This is a genomic window from Pseudoalteromonas sp. SANK 73390 (assembly GCF_054966645.1).
This window is the reverse complement of the sequence record NZ_ARPN01000156.1, coordinates 1-3358: the sequence shown is the minus strand read 5'-3', so window position 1 is coordinate 3358 and position 3358 is coordinate 1. Positions and strand designations below refer to the sequence as shown.

Here is a 3358-nt window from a genome sequence, read left to right as displayed (position 1 = left end):
TGTGCCACCACCGCCTCAGGCAGGGTGTAATGCGGTGGCGTCTATTGTAATGATAGCGGTTGCGGTGGTGGCGACGATTGCCACGGCGGGCGTTGCGGCGGGAGCCTCGTATGGGACTATTATGTCAACAGGTGCAGGGGTGTTAACAGGTGGCGCAGCGCTTGGTACAGCTACCCTTACTACGGCATTAGGGTCAGCGGCGTTGGCTGGGACAGCGTCAGCAGCTATCGGCGGTTTTGTAGGCTCGGCGGTATCACAAGTTGTGGGTAAAGCCATGGGGGCAGTGGACAGCTTCTCGCTGAAAAATGCATTTGCGTCAGGCTTAACCGCGGGCGCTACGGCAGGCATGGGCAGTGCTTTGAGGCTAACCCAAGCTTCAAGCTGGGCTATGGAAGGTACAAAACTATCATCCTACGGTAAGGCGGCAATGGGGGCTACTTCAGCAGTTAGTTCGGTAGCTGCAAATAAGCTCGTGGGCAATAAAGCTAGCTTTAGATGGGGTGATGTGGCGGCTTCGGCTCTTACGTCAGCGATTGCACCGGGGGATTATAGTGCGACAGGCAAGGGGACACTGAATCCAATCAATGGTATTATTCAGTCGGGTATCCGTTATGGTGCGGATAAGCTCTTTGGTAATGAAGCGAGTTGGAACTTTGGAAATGTTGCGGTAGATGCGCTTGGCAATGCGTTGGGGAACTCAATTGTAGGTGGCATACAAAAATCTGCTGCTGAAAAGCGTCAAGAAGAGTTAAACAAGTATGCAGCAATGAGTGCCAAGTTAGGCGCTGATACGAGCAGAAAAGTTAATAGCTCATTAAACTTTGATGTGGCATTACCAAATCTAGATAACGATCCACAATTTCAAAATACTCTCGCAGGGTTAACGCCTCAAGAAGTTGCTTTGAGGGATATGAGTCGTGATGTGAGTGGAATTAATCAATTGAGCGCTAGCTTGAAGTTTGATTTGTCCAACAAAATCCAAAGTAGTGCCCAACAACAATACCGCATTGATCAACTTGTAGCAGATACATCTCAATTGCTGGGAAGTAATAGAGATGTTGAATTGTCCAGTAGCTACTCTTTAGATGGGGTAGCTGGAGGAGCTGCACTTGGTATAAGAGCAGGCATAACGAAAGGGATTCGTGTTCAGACTGGCATGAAAGGATACTCATATGGCAATGCTGTTCATGACTCGAAAGTACGTGTTAACACATACCTAAACGAAATTCCTACAATTCCTGAGAAGCACCGATTGCCAAATGGAGCCTCTATTGACGCTTTAGAACGAAATGCACGATCTGCTGTCAATGCTCGAAATGACGTTCTGAATTCTTCAAGAAGCCAACTATCTCCTGATGGACTTAAGTACTCAGAATCATTGAAGAAGCAAGGGCTTAGTTTTGACGCGCTATTGGAAAAGAGTCTAAATAATCCTAAAAGGGATAATTTCACATACGAGCAGCACTTAAGATCGATCACGGAGTCATCAGGAAAGTCTAATCCTGTAGTGACTAATTCAGCTAGATCAGTTGTAGCTTTGGATAAGCTTGGCAAAGCGAGTTTAGTTGCAGGGGTAGCTATTGATTCTTATAGCTTAGGCAGTGAAATTAATACGAGTCTTCAAACTGGCAATTGGGATAATACATATCAAGAGAGTGCAAGAATCGGAGGAGCTTGGACTGGAGCTTGGGGTGGAGCTAAAGTAGGAGCCGCAACATTAGCGACTGCTGGCTCAGTATTTGGGCCATTAGGGACTGCTGCTGGAGGGGTTATTGGTGGAATAGGCGGTGGTATTTATGGATATGTTAAAGGTGGTGAAATTGGCACCGCAATATACAACTGGTGGAATTAACAAATGAGCACAGTAAGTAAAATATTATACAAAGAAAGTACGCATGCTAAGTGCTTATTTGTTGATTCTATAGGACAAGGCTATGAGTCTGATGGCTCAAGAGCCTTTACGAAAGTATCGCCCCCGGAAAACCAGAAATTTTTAACTACTGGTGGGGATGCATTAACATTTATCACTAATAAGAAAATAATGTCTGCAAAACATGGAAGCATCGATATAGACTCGCCTAATCTCAGAATTAATGGGGGATACCCAAGTTCATATCAATTAGATGTTTCCAATGGGAATATCTTTATTGTGAATGGTGTATCGAGCACTACGGTAATTGTTGTAACAGATCAAATCAGAAAATATGAAGTGCCTATGTACGCGCTATATGCGTCAGTTACTGATAATGATGAGTTATTGTTAGTTGGTATGAAGCATAGAACGGTAAATTCTGACGGTGAATGTACAAAAAGAGGTAAGGCAATCTTAGCCAAATTAAATTTATCTAAGGATGCTTATATGTTTGATTCATTTGGGCTTCGACTCCAAGAGTTAGCAGCTAGCTCGGTAAATTCAGAGCTTAGCTCTCTTAGAGTTAGATTAGAGAGTTGGTTAGACGGGGCGTCGTTCAAAGGAGGCCATGTTTTAATCGGAGGAATTGCTGATTTATACGTCGATAATGATATAGTCTTTTTAGGTGCGAAACCCGAAAGTAATGACTTCGTAGGTGCTTCGATTTTCTATTTAGAAGGTGATGAAATACAGCCGTTACATTATTTGGCGGGCAAAGAGTATTTATCGCTAATATCTAATGATGATTCGTTGACGATATGTCTATCGAGCCGAGAAAATGGCTGTAATACCAATATTGGTAATTTATCCATAGTCACAATAGAAAGCTTGAGTGATTCATTAATGGAAAAGGCTATGAAGTTCACAGGTATCTCTGAGTCAGCAGAAATATCTAGGTTCAATGTAGCAAAGATTGAAAATGGCTGTTACGTAGGTTTAATAGAAGAAATTACAGGCTCTATTAATAGAAAAGTATGGCAAATAAATAGTAACGATCTTGTTAATTGGACAGCTGTTCCAATAACTGAGCTTACTCTTATTTAAAACTTATAAAATAAAAATACCACCCACAACGCCCTTGGTTTACCGAGGGCGTTTTTATTTGTTAGCGGCTATTCATTCTTAGTCGCTGCTCTTTCTTAGCTGCTTTACTTAGGCAGATTGTTGCTGCTTGATCAGTGCATCGAGCATCTCGCTAATAAACTTTTGTTTTGTTCTTGGCATCAAACTTATCTGTTCAATTTGTCGTTGTAGTGTTGAAGCAGGACCTCGTTTAATCGGCTGTTGATCGATACCTGTTAATTGCTCTAATGATACGGCAAACAGTTTTGCTATTTTAGGTAGCATTGATGCAGAATAAAAATAAACATGATAAAAATAAACATGACACCCATTTTTATTTGCGTGTTTTTCATTCACTGTCTATCTTTTATCTATCGCTTTAAG

The 3358-nt window shown here is 42.2% G+C and carries 3 protein-coding genes; 2 read left to right on the top strand and 1 reads right to left on the bottom strand.

What is annotated here, in order from left to right; all coding sequences use genetic code 11:
* Positions 1–1852, top strand: a 1852-nt coding sequence (locus SANK73390_RS18740; RefSeq protein ID WP_462767901.1) for a hypothetical protein, incomplete at its 5' end; no start/stop codon positions are given.
* Between the two features lie 189 nt (positions 1853–2041).
* Entirely contained in the window at positions 2042–2956 is a 915-nt protein-coding gene (locus SANK73390_RS18735; protein WP_462767900.1) for a hypothetical protein, read from the top strand.
* Between the two features lie 108 nt (positions 2957–3064).
* On the opposite strand, the gene SANK73390_RS18730 is transcribed toward SANK73390_RS18735, so the two are convergent.
* Complete coding sequence (locus tag SANK73390_RS18730) at positions 3065–3331, bottom strand: hypothetical protein (protein ID WP_462767899.1); 267 nt, start codon at positions 3329–3331, stop codon at positions 3065–3067.
* Positions 3332–3358 lie beyond the last annotated feature (27 nt).